The organism is Amycolatopsis marina (assembly GCF_900111885.1).
Lineage (GTDB): Bacteria > Actinomycetota > Actinomycetes > Mycobacteriales > Pseudonocardiaceae > Amycolatopsis > Amycolatopsis marina.
This window is the reverse complement of the sequence record NZ_FOKG01000009.1, coordinates 202,757-215,248: the sequence shown is the minus strand read 5'-3', so window position 1 is coordinate 215,248 and position 12,492 is coordinate 202,757. Positions and strand designations below refer to the sequence as shown.

The window sequence follows — 12,492 nt, the reverse complement described above, 5'->3', positions numbered from 1 at the left end:
CGGCGAATCAGGACCGGTCGGCCGCGGACCACCACGCCTCGTCGAGCTCCCCCCTTGCGACGATCTCCGCGGGCCCAGTCAGTGTCGACTCCCCAGGAGCGATCGTGACCCGCACCGTGCCGCCGGGGATGTCCACAGTGGATTCGCCGGTGTCCGTGCCGGTGAGATGCAGCGCGGCGGCCACGACGGCGACCGTCCCGGTCCCGCAGGCCCGGGTCTCCCCCACACCGCGTTCGTGCACCCGCATCCGCAGCCTGCCCGGCTCGAGCGTGTTGACGAACTCCAGGTTCACACCGGCCGGGAAGACGTCGGAGTCGAACGCGGGCTGGGTACGCAGGTCGAGATCGGCGACGTCGGAGTCGATGAAGGACACCAGGTGCGGGTTGCCCACGTCCACGGCCACGCCGGACAGCTCCCTGCCGGACACGGCGGTGACCGAACTGCCGATGATCCGGGCGGGCCCCATGTGCACGGTCACCGAACGGTCGGCATGCACCCGCACACCCCGGTCACCCGCGCGGCTGCCGACGACGAACTCCGTGCCGTCCACCAGCCCCGCGTCCACGAGGTAGCGTGCGAACACCCGTACTCCGTTGCCGCACATCTCGGCGATCGAGCCATCGGCGTTGCGGTAGTCCATGAACCACTCGCCCGCCGACTCCAGGCCGACGGCCGAGGGGCGCACCACCCGGAGCACGCCGTCGGCGCCGAGTCCACGCTGCCGATCGCACAGCGCCGCAACCCTGGCCCGGGTCAGGTCCAGCCTGCCATCGGGATCCGGCAGCAGCACGAAATCGTTCTGCGTGCCGTGCCCCTTGAGGAACTCGATGCCGCCCATCGGCCCAGATTACGTGGTGACCGTGGACAGCACGCGCTCGGTCAGTGCGGGGTCGGCACCGTCGAACCAGCGGATCCGCGCGTCCCGCCGGAACCAGGACCGCTGCCGCCGCACGAACCGCCGTGTCGCCTGTGCGGTGGCGGCCGCCGCGCCGTCCAGGTCGCCGTCGCCGTCGAACGCGGCCAGCACCTGTTGATACCCCAGCGCCCGCGATGCCGTCCTGCCCTCACGCAGTCCCCTGCGTTCCAGTTCCCGCACCTCATCGGCCAGTCCCGCGTCGAACATCCGCCGCACGCGCAGGTCCACCCGCTCGTCGAGGTCGGCGACCTCCCGATCGACACCGACGAGCACCGTGCCGTAACGCGGCTCGCCGGGGGTGGGCAGGTTCGCCGAGAAGGGCTGCCCGGTGATCTCGATGACCTCCAGCGCCCGCACGACCCGCCGCACGTTGGAGGGCAGGATGGAACCGGCCGCCACCGGGTCGCTCTCGGCGAGCCTGGCGTGCAGCACCGCGGGCCCCCGTTCGGCCGCCTCGGCCTCCAACTCCGCGCGCACCCGAGCGTCGGTCCCGGGGAATCTCAGGTCGTCCAGTACCGCCTGCACGTACAACCCGGAACCGCCGACCAGCACCGGCGTGCGCCGCCGGGCGAGCAGGGACTCGATTCGCGCCCGAGCGTCCCGCTGGTACGCGGCCACGGACGCGGTCTCGGTCACGTCGAGCACGTCGAGCAGGTGGTGCGGCACGCCGCGCCGCTCCTCGGCCGTCGCCTTCGCGGTGCCGATGTCCATGCCCCGGTACAACTGCATCGCGTCCGCGTTGACCACTTCTCCGTCGAGCGCCAGCGCGAGCTCCACCGCCAGCGCGGTCTTGCCGGTGGCGGTGGGACCGACCACGGCGACCGAAACTCCGATGTTCGTCATCCGCGCTCCCAGACGGCCACGTGGTAGCGCACCCCGAAGGGCGCACCGGAGTACAGCATCCGCGCGCTCCACCGCCCCGGTTCCGCGTAGCCGGCGAGGACCTGCCACGGCGCCCAGCCACCGGTGCCCAGTTCCGCGCTGAGGACGGGGTCGATGGCCCGCAGCGCCGCGGTGTCCGCCGTTCCCAGCGCGGCGGCGACGGCGTCGTCGAACGCGGGCGCGCGATCGTCCTGACTGCCGGGCGACCTGGCGCCGTGGCGGTTGGAGCCGTCGCCGAGCACGAGCAGCCCGAGCCGGTCGTCGGCACGGTCGAGCTCCGCCAGCTCGGCGGCGGCGTCCGCCAGCTCCCCGGCCTCCGGCGGTACCAGCCTGACGCGCACCGAGTTCGCTCCGGCACGCTCCCTGAGCCAGCCCGCGATCAGCGCCGGCAGGGGCAATTCCTCGGCGGCCCCCGCCGCGTCCCGCGATAGCGCCACCGGAACATCGACGCCGTAGCCCGCGAACGAGCCGCGAGCCCGCGCGCCGAGGGTCCGCGCGCCGGCTCCGGGGCCGACCGCGAACCACTGGTCCGCCGCCGCGGCGAGTTCGGCCGCGGCTGCAAGACACGCCGAGCGCACGGCCTCGGTCGATTCGACCGAACCGGGCACCAGCTCGGGCACGAGCAGGGGAGGATGGGGTAGCACGACGGCACGCGCGATCACACCGATCGACGTTACCGGGCGTACCGAAAGGGACCCCGAACGAGGCATGGAGTTCCACCTGGGGCGCTGACCTGTTTGAATGCCGCGAGGGACGGACACCGTTCCGGCGGTAGAAGTACCACCTGCGAGCATCCGCTAGACCCGGCCCCACCGTTGGTGGGGCGCCCGTCCGACGACACGTCCGACGGGCCGACAGGCGAGAAGGAGCCGGCCATGGCCGACCACAGCACATCCCACGGCGCGGACGTCCCGACGCCCACCGCGGTACCCCACGCCCACGCCCCAAGCAACGCGGCTCCCGCCGTGCCTCATGCCGAGTCCAACCCGAAGCGGTGGGGACGTGTCGACGAGGAGGGCAACGTCTACGTCCGCACCGCCGACGGCGAGCGGCTGATCGGCGTCTGGCAGGCGGGCACACCGGAGGAGGGACTGCTGCACTACGCGCGCCGGTTCGACGACCTGCGCACCGAGGTGGAGCTGCTGGAGACCCGGCTGCGCTCCGGTGCGGGCGACCCGAAGCAGGCGCTGGCGAGTGCGAGCCAGCTGCGCGACGGGCTCGCCGAGGCGGCCGCCGTGGGTGATCTCGACGCGCTCGGTTCCCGGATCAACGAGGTGATCGCCCACGCGGAGCGCGCGCTGGAAGCCGCTCGTGCGGAGCGGGACAAGGCACGCACGGCCGCGATCGCCAGGAAGCAGGCGCTGGCCGAGGAAGCCGAGACGATCGCGGCGGAGTCGACCCAGTGGAAGGCCGCGGGCGACCGGCTCAGGGCCATCCTCGACGAGTGGAAGACCGTCAAGGGCGTCGACCGCAAGACCGACGACGAGCTGTGGAAGCGGTTCTCCAAGGCCCGTGAGGGCTTCAACCGCCGCCGTGGTTCGCACTTCGCCGACCTGGACAAGCAGCGGGCCGCGGCCAAGGCGCGGAAGGAAGAGTTGATCGCGGAGGCCGAGGCCCTCAGCGATTCCGAGGACTGGGGACCTACCGCGGGCCGGTACAAGGACCTGATGGCGGAGTGGAAGGCCGCGGGGCGGGCCCCGAAGGACGCCGACGACGCTCTCTGGCAGCGCTTCCGCGCCGCGCAGGACGCGTTCTTCGCACGCAGGTCCGAGGTGTTCTCCGAGCGCGACGCCGAGTTCGCGAGCAACGCGGCGCGGAAGGAGGAACTGCTCGCCGAGGCGGACAAGATCGATCCCGCCGCGAATCTCGACGCGGCCAAGGCACAGCTGCGCAAGATCCAGGACGCCTGGGACGAGATCGGCAAGGTGCCGAGGGAACGAATCCGCGAGCTCGACGGCAGGCTGAAGGCGGTACAGGACCGGATCCGCTCCGCCGAGGACTCGAAGTGGCGCCGCAGCGACCCCGAGGCGCAGGCCAGGGCGGCGCAGTTCCGCGAGCGGGTGGAGCAGTTCGAGGCGCAGGCGGCCAAGGCACGCGCTGCGGGCGACGAGCGCAGGGCCAAGAAGGCCGACGAGCAGGCCGCCCAGTGGCGTGAGTGGATGCAGGCCGCCGAACAGGCCGTGGCGGAGCGCTAGCCGCCCCGGCTGTGATGTCCCCGATGTGGCATTGGGGACGCTCAAGTTCCCCAATGCCACATTGGGGAACTTGAGTGCTCGGTCAGGTTCGCGACCAGGCCGCGCTCATCCAGTTGCCTGCCAGGATCACGGTGGCCACGACCGCCAGGATCATGCCCGCTCCCGGTCCGTCGCCCGCCACGCCGGTGGCGGGCGTGGACTGCTGGGACCAGATGGCCAGCACGCCGTCGACACTGGCGAACCAGCCACCTACGGCGCACACCCAGGCCAGCCACCATCGCTGGGTCGCCAGGGTCAGCGCCGAGGCGACGATGCCGATCAGGGTGGACGTCACGGCGAACAGCCGCGGGATCGCACCGCCGTCGCCGGCCAGCACCTGCCAGCCCGCGTAGTCGCCCACCCACGGCAGGAGCAGGGCGACGATCAGGGCGAAGCTCGCCACGGCGATCACGAACCCGCGCCGGCCGAGGTCCACGGTCCGTGCCGCCCTGCTGACCACCGCGTCGACGTCGGCGGCCAGTTCGTCCACGTGCCTGCCGTCATCGGCGCTGTCGGCGTTCCCGTTCACAGGCCGCACCCGCCCGAGACGGCGGCCTGCTGCTGCGGGGGCGTGCCGAACGCGGGCAACCCGAGGGTCACGCCGTTGGTCTTCGGCCGCAGCCCTGCCTCGGCGTTGTCGCCGGCGCGGGTGCGCCGGTGCGAAAGCAGGTCGCCGTCGGCGACCAGATGGTGCGGGGCGCCGTAGGTGACGACCGCCGCCACGATGTCGCCCGGTCGCACGGACCGGTCCACCGCGGGGCCCGACGGCGTGAAGTGCACGAGCCTGCCGTCCCTCGCCCGCCCGCTCATCCGGTGGGTCTCCGCGTCCTTGCGGCCCTCTCCGCTGGCGACCAGCAGCTCCACCGTGCGCCCCACGAGCTTCTTGTTCTCCTGCCACGCGATGTCGTTCTGCAGCTCGACCAGACGGTCGTAGCGCTCCTGCACGACCTCCTTCGGCACCTGGCCGTCCATCTCGGCGGCGGGCGTGCCGGGACGCTTGGAGTACTGGAAGGTGAACGCGCTGGAGAAGCGGGCCTGCCGGACGACGTCGAGGGTCGCCTGGAAGTCCTCCTCCGTCTCGCCGGGGAAGCCGACGATGATGTCCGTCGTGATGGCCGCGTCCGGCATCACCGCCCGCACCTTGTCGAGGATGCCCAGGAAGCGGGTCGAGCGGTAGGAGCGCCGCATCTCCTTCAGGATCCGGTCGGATCCGGACTGCAGGGGCATGTGCAGCTGGTGGCACACGTTGGGGGTCTCGGCCATGGCGTCGATGACGTCGTCGGTGAACGCGGCGGGATGAGGCGAGGTGAACCGCACCCGCTCCAGCCCCTCGATCGAGCCACAGGAGCGCAGCAGCTGGGAGAAGGCGTCGCGCTCGCCGAACTCCACGCCGTAGGAGTTCACGTTCTGCCCGAGCAGGGTCACCTCCAGCACGCCCTCGTCGACCAGGGCCTGCACCTCGGCCAGGATCTCGCCGGGCCTGCGATCGCGCTCCTTGCCGCGCAGCGACGGCACGATGCAGAACGTGCAGGTGTTGTTGCAGCCGACCGAGATGGACACCCAGCCCGAGTACGCGGAGTCCCTGCGGGCGGGCAGCGTGGAGGGGAAGGTCTCCAGCGACTCGAGAATCTCGACCTCGGCCTCCGCGTTGTGCCTGGCGCGCTCGAGCAGGGTCGGCAGCGAGCCGATGTTGTGGGTGCCGAACACGACGTCCACCCAGGGCGCCCGGTTAACGATCTCGCCACGATCCTTCTGCGCGAGGCAGCCACCTACGGCAATCTGCATGCCGGGATTAGCCCGTTTGGTGGGTCGCAGTTGACCCAGATTGCCGTACAGCTTGTTGTCCGCGTTCTCTCGGACCGCGCAGGTGTTGAACACGACGACGTCCGGCGTGGCCTCCGGGGCCGCGGCGACGTATCCCGCGTCCTCCAGCTGCCCCGCGAGCCGCTCCGAATCGTGGACGTTCATCTGGCAGCCAAAGGTGCGGATCTGATAGCTCCGGGTCACCCAAACTCCTGGTCGCGTGCGGTTGCAGTGCTGAGACCACCAGGGTAGGCCGAGGGGCAGGGACCCCCGCGACGCGGGCTAGCGGCACCTACTCGGGCGGTATGCGCGGAGGGTCACTAGAGTCTCCGCCACGGTACGCGCGATCACCTGATTGGGGCTGGTCACGCGACCTACATTGCGTTTTGACCCAAACAGTGTCTCTGCCGGGCCGCTTCGGTGTTAGATCCCGTTGTTGCCCGTAGAGCCAGTACCGAGCAGACCGCCAGCGATGGAGGCCCGATGACCGCTGCGACGCCCTCGCCGCCGATGATCAAGGCGGAGGCCGTGAACAAGTACTTCGGCGATCTGCATGTGCTGAAGGACATCAACCTCGAAGTCCCTTCGGGACAGGTCGTCGTTGTCCTCGGACCTTCGGGGTCCGGGAAGTCGACGCTGTGCAGGGCGATCAACCGGCTGGAGCCGATCAACTCCGGCGCGATCGCCATCGACGGCACGCCCCTGCCCGCCGAGGGCAAGGCGCTCGCCGCGCTCCGCGCCGATGTCGGCATGGTGTTCCAGCAGTTCAACCTCTTCGCGCACAAGACGATCGTGGAGAACGTCACGCTGGCCCCGCAGAAGGTCCGCAAGGTTTCCTCCGCGGAAGCCCGCAAAACTGCCATGGAACTGCTCGACCGCGTCGGCATCACCGACCAGGCCGACAAGTACCCGGCCCAGCTGTCGGGTGGACAGCAGCAGCGCGTCGCCATCGCCCGTGCGCTGGCGATGCGGCCCAAGGTGATGCTGTTCGACGAGCCGACCTCCGCGCTGGACCCGGAAATGGTCCAGGAGGTCCTGGACACGATGACCGGGCTCGCCAAGGACGGTATGACCATGCTGGTGGTCACCCATGAGATGGGATTCGCCCGCAAGGCCGCGCACCGCGTGGTGTTCATGTCCGATGGTGAGATCGTCGAGGACTCCACTCCGAACGACTTCTTCACCAATCCGAGGTCGGACCGGGCGAAGGACTTCCTCGGCAAGATTCTGACGCACTGATTTCCACCCGGCGGATCATCGGGGCAACCCGAACCCCGGTGGTCGTCACAAATGGAAGGAACTGAAAGAGATGCGGTTGAGCCGAGTACTGCGCGTCGGCGCTGTCGTCGCGGCGGCAAGTCTCGCCCTCGCGGCCTGCGGTGGCGGCGAAGAGGGTGGCGACAAGACCGTCCTGCAGAAGGCCCAGGACGACAAGAAGCTGACGATCGGCATCAAGTACGACCAGCCCGGTCTCGGCCTGAAGACCCCGGACGGCCAGTTCGTCGGGTTCGACGTGGACGTCGCGAAGTACGTCGCCAAGGAGCTCGGCGTCGAGGAGAGCGGCATCGAGTGGAAGCAGGCTCCGTCCGCGCAGCGGGAGAACCTGATCGAAAAGGGTGAGGTGGACCTGATCTTCGCCACCTACTCGATCACCGACTCCCGCAAGGAGAAGGTCCTCTTCGCCGGCCCGTACTTCGTCGCGCACCAGGACCTGCTGGTCCGCGCCGACGAGGCGGACATCACCGGTCCGGAAACCTTGGAAGGCAAGAAGCTCTGCTCGGTGAAGGGCTCCACCTCCGCGCAGAACGTGGCGGACGAGTACCCCGGAGTGGCGCTGCAGAACTTCGGCGGCTACTCCGAGTGCCTGACCGGGCTGGAGAACGGCGCGGTCGACGCCGTCACCACCGATGACGTGATCCTCGCCGGTTACGCCGCGGGTGAGGCAGGCAAGTTCAAGCTCGTGGGCAACGGCTTCTCCGACGAGAACTACGGCGTCGGCCTGAAGAAGGGCGACACCGAGAGCCGGGACGCGATCAACGCGGCCATCCTGAAGATGCAGGAGGAGGGTGCCTGGAAGGCGGCCGCCGAGACGCACTTCGCCCCGGCGGGCTACGAGGTTCCGGAGCCCCCGGCCATCACCGAGAAGTGACCGACTGAGTTCTACCGAAGCGGGTCGGGCGTCACGCGAGTGCTCGCCCGGCCCGCTCGCGTAGCAAGCCGGTTTTAGACCTAGGAGCTCACAAGTGTTCGACCTCCTGAGCGAGTACGACGTGCTCGGCGCGTTCTGGGTGACCGTTCAGCTCACCGTGCTCTCCGCGATCGGTGCGCTGATATGGGGCACGATCCTCGCCGGTATGCGCGTCAGCCCGGTGCCGATGATGCGGGCGTTCGGGACCGCCTACGTCAACGTCGTGCGGAACACCCCGCTCACACTGATCATCCTGGCCGCGTCGCTCGGTCTCAACCAGACGCTCGGCGTGACCTTGGGAGCGGACGGGGACGGCTTCGAGCAACTGAACTTCCGGCTGGCCGTTCTCGGGTTCGTCGCGTACACCGCGACCTTCGTCTGCGAGTCGATCCGGTCCGGGATCAACACGGTGCCGGTCGGTCAGGCGGAGGCCGCGCGGGCACTCGGCCTCGGCTTCACCCAGGTACTGCGCATCATCGTGCTGCCGCAGTCCTTCCGCTCGGTGATCGCACCGCTGGCCAGTGTGCTGATCGCGCTGACGAAGAACACCACCGTCGCCAGTGCCATCGGTGTCGCCGAAGCCTCCTTCCTGATGAGCGAGATGATCGAGAACGAGAGTGACGCGATCTTCCTCGTCTTCGGGATGTTCGCCCTCGGCTTCGTGATCCTGACCTTGCCCACCGGCCTCATTCTCGGCTGGGTGTCCAACAAAATGGCGGTGAAGCGATGAGCGCGCCCTCGGTTCTCTACGACATCCCGGGCCCGAAGGCGAAGCGCCGGAATGTCGGCTACACCGTGCTCTTCGCCGTTGCCTTCGCCGGGGTCGCCTGGTGGGTCCTCGCCACCATGGCCGAGAAGGGCCAGCTCGACTGGGCGCGCTGGAAGCCGTTCTTCACCGACTCGCGGGTGTGGACCGAGTTCCTCCTCCCAGGGCTGCAGAACACGCTCACCGCCGCGGCGCTCGCGATCGTGATCGCGCTACCGCTCGGAGCCCTGTTCGGTATCGCGCGGCTGTCCGATCACAAATGGATCAGCGTCCCGGCAGGCGCGGTCGTGGAGTTCTTCCGCGCGATTCCGGTGCTGATCCTGATGATCTTCGCGAACGAGTTCTACTTCGCCTTCACCGATGTCCCTTCGGAACAACGCCCGTTGTACGCCGTGGTCACCGGACTCGTGCTCTACAACGGCTCGGTGCTCGCCGAGGTGGTCCGCGCGGGAATCCTCTCGCTGCCGAAGGGGCAGGCAGAGGCGGCGTCCGCACTCGGTATGCGCAAGACGCAGATCATGGTGTTCGTCCTGCTGCCGCAGGCGGTGACCGCGATGATGCCCGCCATCGTCAGTCAGCTCGTGGTGATCCTGAAGGACACCGCGCTGGGTGGTGCCCTGCTCGGCTTCTCCGATCTGCTCTACCAGCAGCGGCTGATCTCGGCGAACTTCCAGAACACGATCGCCACCTTCGTCGTCATCGGCCTGATCTACATCGGGGTGAACTTCCTGCTCACTTCACTGGCGGGCCGACTGGAAAGGCGGATGCGTCGGCGCAAGCGCGGCGGCGGCGCCGCGCTGACCGCCGAGATGGTCGAGGAGCAGGCCCCCGGCATCCACGCGGACCCACGGTCCGGCACGCAGGGTGGCGGCGTCTGACGACCACTGAGAGACCAATGCGGGCCCCGGCCGATTCGGCCGGGGCCCGCATTGCGTCGCTGCTTTCTCAGGCCAGCCCCGCTATCCCCGTTTGAACAGCTTGTTGCCCAGCCAGACGATCGGGTCGTAGCGCTTGTCCGCCACGCGCTCCTTCATCGGGATGAGGGCGTTGTCGGTGATGTGGATGTTCTCCGGGCACACGTCGGAGCAGCACTTGGTGATGTTGCAGTAGCCGAGCCCGTGCTCGGTCTGGGCCGCGTCGCGGCGGTCCGCGACGTCCAGCGGGTGCATCTCCAGCTCCGCGATCCGCATCAGGTACCTCGGCCCCGCGAAGGCCTCCTTGTTCTCCTCGTGGTCGCGGATCACGTGGCACGTGTCCTGACAGAGGAAGCACTCGATGCACTTGCGGAACTCCTGCGAGCGCTCGACGTCCACCTGCTTCATCCGGTACTCGCCGGGGGCGAGATCCTTCGGTGGCGTGAAGGACGGGATCTCGCGGGCCTTCTGGTAGTTGAACGACACGTCGCAGACCAGGTCGCGGATCACCGGGAACGTCCGCATGGGCGTCACCGTGATGACCTCGTCCTCGGTGAACGTGGACATCCTGGTCATGCACAGCAGTTTCGGCCTGCCGTTGACCTCCGCCGAGCAGGAACCGCACTTGCCCGCCTTGCAGTTCCAGCGCACCGCGAGGTCGGAACACTGGGTGGCCTGCAGGCGGTGGAGGATGTCCAGGACCACCTCCCCCTCGTTCACCTCGACCGTGTAGTCCTGTAGTTCACCGGACTCCGCGTCGCCGCGCCAGACGCGAAAGTTCGCCTTGTAGGTCATCTCAGGCCTCCTTCCGCGCGGGGTGCCCGCTGAGTTCGTCGCCGGTGTAGTACTTCTCCAGCTCCTCCAGTTCGAAGAGCTCGACCAGGTCCTGACGCATCGGCAACTGCTCCTGCACGGCGACCGTGATCGCCGGGACGGCGGCGTCACTGTCGGTGTCACTGACCGAACACACCAGCAGCTTGTTGCGCCACTCGGCGTCCAGCTGCGGGTAGTCGTCGCGGGTGTGCCCGCCGCGGCTCTCCGTTCGTTTCAACGCCGCCTTGGCCACGCACTCGCTGACCATCACCATGTTGCGCAGGTCCACCGCAAGGTGCCAGCCGGGGTTGAACTGCCGGTGCCCCTCGACGGTGACGTTGCGGATCCGCTTCTTGATCTCGCCGATCTTGCCGAGTGCCTGCTCGATCTCCTCGGCCTTGCGGATGATGCCGACCAGGTCGTTCATCGCCTGCTGCAGCTCAACCTGGAGGGTGTAGGGGTTCTCCTCAACCCCCTCCTCCGGCGGATCGAACGGGGAGAGTGCCAGCTTGGCGGCCGAGTCCACCGCGGCGTCCGCCACCGCGGGCCGTTCCACCAAAGACTCCACATAGGACGAAGCGCCGAGGCCTGCCCTGCGGCCGAAAACAAGCAGGTCGGACAAAGAGTTTCCGCCGAGCCGGTTGGAGCCGTGCATCCCGCCCGAGCACTCACCAGCGGCGAACAGACCTGGCACACTCGACGAAGCGGTGTCCGGGTCGACCTCGATACCGCCCATCACATAGTGGCAGGTGGGGCCGACCTCCATCGCCTCCTTGGTGATGTCCACATCGGCCAGTTCTTTGAACTGGTGATACATCGACGGCAGCTTGCGCTTGATCTCCTCGGCGGGCAGGCGGCTGGCGATGTCGAGGAACACGCCACCGTGAGGCGATCCCCTGCCCGCCTTGACCTCGGAGTTGATCGCCCTCGCCACCTCGTCACGTGGCAGCAGGTCCGGGGTGCGCCGGTTGTTGTCCGCGTCGGTGTACCAGCGGTCGGCCTCCTCCTCGCTGTCGGCGTACTGTCCTTTGAAGACATCCGGGACGTAGTCGAACATGAACCGGGATTCCTCGGAGTTCTTCAGCACTCCCCCGTCACCGCGCACGCCCTCGGTGACCAGGATTCCCTTGACACTCGGCGGCCACACCATGCCGGTGGGATGGAACTGGACGAACTCCATGTTGATCAGCTTCGCACCGGCCCGCAGCGCCAGCGCGTGTCCGTCCCCTGTGTACTCCCAGGAGTTCGAGGTCACCTTGAACGACTTGCCGATGCCGCCCGTGGCGAGCACGACGGCGGGCGCCTCGAAGAGGATGAACCTGCCCGTCTCCCGCCAGTACCCGAACGCACCGGCGATCCGGCCTTCCTCGGTGATCAGCTCGGTGATCGTGCACTCGGCGAAGACCTTGATCTTCGCCTCGTAGTCACCGTGCTCGGCGAAGTCCTCCTGCTGCAACGACACGATCTTCTGCTGCATCGTGCGGATCAGCTCGAGGCCCGTGCGGTCGCCGACGTGCGCGAGCCGGGGGTAGGTGTGCCCGCCGAAGTTGCGCTGGCTGATCCGGCCGTCCTCCGTGCGGTCGAACAGCGCGCCGTAGGTCTCCAGTTCCCAGACCCGGTCCGGCGCCTCCTTCGCGTGCAACTCGGCCATCCGCCAGTTGTTCAGGAACTTGCCACCGCGCATGGTGTCGCGGAAGTGCACCTGCCAGTTGTCGCCGGAGTTGACATTGCCCATCGAGGCGGCGCAACCGCCCTCGGCCATCACCGTATGGGCCTTGCCGAACAGGGATTTGCAGACGACGGCGACGCTGAGGCCACGCTGACGTGCCTCGATCACCGCTCGCAGGCCCGCGCCGCCGGCACCGATCACCACGACGTCGTAGCCGTGCCGTTCGACCTCGGTCATGTATTGCCACCTCGAAGACTTCGTTGATTGAGTTTGTCGAACACAGAGAGAATCACCGGATTCGCCGATC

Annotated in this window: 12 protein-coding genes; 5 read left to right on the top strand and 7 right to left on the bottom strand. The window is 68.5% G+C overall.

The annotated features are described in order from the left end of the window. Positions 1–7: 7 nt before the first annotated feature. From dapF to BM199_RS16900, 3 genes are read right to left on the bottom strand one after another with little or no spacing between them, the layout of a single operon-like run. The gene (gene dapF / locus BM199_RS16910) at positions 8–838 is read right to left on the bottom strand and encodes a diaminopimelate epimerase (RefSeq protein ID WP_091674182.1); all 831 of its coding nucleotides are present in this window, start codon (positions 836–838) and stop codon (positions 8–10) included. Positions 839–847: 9 nt separating this feature from the next. After that, positions 848–1,759 carry a tRNA (adenosine(37)-N6)-dimethylallyltransferase MiaA gene (gene miaA, locus BM199_RS16905; RefSeq protein WP_091674181.1) on the bottom strand — a complete coding sequence of 304 codons (912 nt, stop codon included), beginning with the start codon at positions 1,757–1,759 and terminating at the stop codon, positions 848–850. Continuing rightward, entirely contained in the window at positions 1,756–2,460 is a 705-nt protein-coding gene (locus tag BM199_RS16900) for a class III extradiol ring-cleavage dioxygenase family protein (protein ID WP_091674180.1), read from the bottom strand. The genes miaA and BM199_RS16900 overlap by 4 nt, the downstream gene beginning before the upstream one ends. A 213-nt stretch (positions 2,461–2,673) precedes the next feature. Here BM199_RS16900 and BM199_RS16895 point away from each other — a divergent pair, with 213 nt between their 5' ends. Beyond that, a complete protein-coding gene (locus BM199_RS16895) occupies positions 2,674–3,993 on the top strand; it encodes a DUF349 domain-containing protein (protein ID WP_091674179.1) in 1,320 nt (439 codons plus the stop codon). 82 nt (positions 3,994–4,075) lie between these two features. Here the strand turns inward: BM199_RS16895 and BM199_RS16890 are convergent, their stop codons facing one another. After that, positions 4,076–4,561 carry an Rv2732c family membrane protein gene (locus BM199_RS16890; RefSeq protein WP_091674178.1) on the bottom strand — a complete coding sequence of 162 codons (486 nt, stop codon included), beginning with the start codon at positions 4,559–4,561 and terminating at the stop codon, positions 4,076–4,078. Further along, positions 4,558–6,039 carry a tRNA (N6-isopentenyl adenosine(37)-C2)-methylthiotransferase MiaB gene (gene miaB, locus BM199_RS16885; protein WP_091674177.1) on the bottom strand — a complete coding sequence of 494 codons (1,482 nt, stop codon included), beginning with the start codon at positions 6,037–6,039 and terminating at the stop codon, positions 4,558–4,560. Before miaB ends, BM199_RS16890 begins: the two co-directional genes overlap by 4 nt. Positions 6,040–6,345: 306 nt before the next feature. On the opposite strand from miaB, the gene BM199_RS16880 reads away from it, so the two are divergent. The 4 genes from BM199_RS16880 (at position 6,346) to BM199_RS16865 (ending at position 9,667) form a co-directional block, all read left to right on the top strand. Continuing rightward, positions 6,346–7,074 carry an amino acid ABC transporter ATP-binding protein gene (locus BM199_RS16880; protein WP_177242655.1) on the top strand — a complete coding sequence of 243 codons (729 nt, stop codon included), beginning with the start codon at positions 6,346–6,348 and terminating at the stop codon, positions 7,072–7,074. A gap of 70 nt (positions 7,075–7,144) precedes the next feature. After that, positions 7,145–7,984, top strand: a complete 840-nt coding sequence (locus BM199_RS16875; RefSeq protein ID WP_091674175.1) for a glutamate ABC transporter substrate-binding protein — start codon at positions 7,145–7,147, stop codon at positions 7,982–7,984. 94 nt (positions 7,985–8,078) lie between these two features. After that, a complete protein-coding gene (locus BM199_RS16870; protein ID WP_091674174.1) occupies positions 8,079–8,753 on the top strand; it encodes an amino acid ABC transporter permease in 675 nt (224 codons plus the stop codon). Then, entirely contained in the window at positions 8,750–9,667 is a 918-nt protein-coding gene (locus BM199_RS16865) for an amino acid ABC transporter permease (RefSeq protein ID WP_091674173.1), read from the top strand. The genes BM199_RS16870 and BM199_RS16865 overlap by 4 nt, the downstream gene beginning before the upstream one ends. An 81-nt stretch (positions 9,668–9,748) precedes the next feature. Here the strand turns inward: BM199_RS16865 and BM199_RS16860 are convergent, their stop codons facing one another. Next, entirely contained in the window at positions 9,749–10,498 is a 750-nt protein-coding gene (locus BM199_RS16860) for a succinate dehydrogenase/fumarate reductase iron-sulfur subunit (RefSeq protein ID WP_091674172.1), read from the bottom strand. Between the two features lies 1 nt (position 10,499). Then, on the bottom strand, positions 10,500–12,422 hold the full coding sequence (locus tag BM199_RS16855; RefSeq protein WP_091674171.1) for a fumarate reductase/succinate dehydrogenase flavoprotein subunit: 1,923 nt from the start codon (positions 12,420–12,422) through the stop codon (positions 10,500–10,502). Positions 12,423–12,492: the final 70 nt, after the last annotated feature.

Coding starts and splice junctions, on each gene's coding strand:
- BM199_RS16860 (WP_091674172.1), bottom strand. CDS start 10,498: ATGACCTACAAGGCGAACTTTCGCGTCTGGCGCGGCGACGCGGAGTCC.
- BM199_RS16855 (WP_091674171.1), bottom strand. CDS start 12,422: ATGACCGAGGTCGAACGGCACGGCTACGACGTCGTGGTGATCGGTGCC.
- BM199_RS16895 (WP_091674179.1), top strand. CDS start 2,674: ATGGCCGACCACAGCACATCCCACGGCGCGGACGTCCCGACGCCCACC.
- BM199_RS16875 (WP_091674175.1), top strand. CDS start 7,145: ATGCGGTTGAGCCGAGTACTGCGCGTCGGCGCTGTCGTCGCGGCGGCA.
- miaA (WP_091674181.1), bottom strand. CDS start 1,759: ATGACGAACATCGGAGTTTCGGTCGCCGTGGTCGGTCCCACCGCCACC.
- BM199_RS16880 (WP_177242655.1), top strand. CDS start 6,346: ATGATCAAGGCGGAGGCCGTGAACAAGTACTTCGGCGATCTGCATGTG.
- dapF (WP_091674182.1), bottom strand. CDS start 838: ATGGGCGGCATCGAGTTCCTCAAGGGGCACGGCACGCAGAACGATTTC.
- BM199_RS16865 (WP_091674173.1), top strand. CDS start 8,750: ATGAGCGCGCCCTCGGTTCTCTACGACATCCCGGGCCCGAAGGCGAAG.